This is a genomic window from Nonomuraea zeae (assembly GCF_005889725.1).
Taxonomy (GTDB): Bacteria; Actinomycetota; Actinomycetes; order Streptosporangiales; family Streptosporangiaceae; genus Nonomuraea; species Nonomuraea zeae.
Genome location: NZ_VCKX01000694.1, coordinates 1 through 1,052 on the forward strand (window position 1 = coordinate 1; position 1,052 = coordinate 1,052).

At 66.4% G+C, this 1,052-nt stretch carries 3 protein-coding genes; all 3 read left to right on the forward strand.

The window, feature by feature from the left end; genetic code table 11:
* On the forward strand, positions 1-321 hold a 321-nt coding region (locus ETD85_RS62420; protein ID WP_138699114.1), incomplete at its 5' end, for a roadblock/LC7 domain-containing protein.
* Positions 322-392: 71 nt separating this feature from the next.
* Complete coding sequence (locus ETD85_RS62425; RefSeq protein WP_111179488.1) at positions 393-740, forward strand: DUF742 domain-containing protein; 348 nt, start codon at positions 393-395, stop codon at positions 738-740.
* Positions 741-747: 7 nt separating this feature from the next.
* The coding region (locus ETD85_RS62430) for a GTP-binding protein (RefSeq protein WP_206059661.1) at positions 748-1,052 on the forward strand (305 nt) is incomplete at its 3' end.

The following is a 1,052-nucleotide window of genomic DNA, read 5'->3' on the forward strand; positions in this document are numbered from 1 at the left end:
GGGTTGCCGTTGGCGGCTTCGTCGGGTTTTCCGGCTGATCGGGCTGATCAGCTGGCTGCGATCGCGTCGGGGTTGGTGAGTTTGACGCAGGGTGCGGCCAGGGTGTTCGAGGGTGGTGCGGTCAATCAGACGATCGTGGAGATGCAGCGTGGGCTGATGCTGATCATGTCGATCAGTGATGGTTCGTGTCTTGCGGTGCTGGCGGCTCCGGACTGTGACATGGGTTTGGTGGCGTACCAGATGACGCTGATGGTCGATCGCGCCGGTCAGGTGCTGACTCCGGCTGTGCGTGCGGAGTTGCGCGCCAGCCAGACCAGGTGATGTAGGTGACAGACCCGAGATGGAACAGCGGCGGTTGGGCTCCTCCGCCTCAACCCCAGTCCCAGTCGCAGCTGAATCCCGACCCCGCTTCGCCCGTCCGCCCGTACGCGGTGACAGGTGGACGGACGGCGCCGCGGGTCAAGCTGGCGATGGAGGCCCTGGTGTCATCGGCGACGGCCGAGCAGCGGGAGTTCTCGCATATCACGCCGGAGTACCAGGCGATCAGCCAACTGTGCCGGCAGGTCCGGTCCGTCGCGGAGGTGTCGGCCCTGCTGCGGATCCCGCTCGGCGTCGTACGGGTGCTGATCGCTGACATGGCCGCCGAAGGTCTGGTCCGGGTGCATCAGCCGCAGCTGGACGCCGGGCGGCCGGACGTAAATCTGCTCGAAAGGGTGCTCAGTGGACTTCGCAGGCTCTAGCCCCGGTTTGACCTCGACGAAGATCGTGGTCGCCGGTGGCTTCGGGGTGGGCAAGACGACGTTCGTCGGCGCGGTGTCGGAGATCATGCCGTTGACCACGGAGGCCGTCATGACCGACGCCTCCGCCGGGATCGACGATCTGGGCATGACGCCCCTGAAGTCGACCACGACCGTCGCCATGGACTTCGGCCGGGTCTCCCTCGATCGCGACCTGATCCTGTACCTGTTCGGCACCCCCGGGCAGCACCGGTTCTGGTTCATGTGGGACGACCTGGTGCGGGGTGCCATCGGCGCGGTCGTGCTGGTGGACAC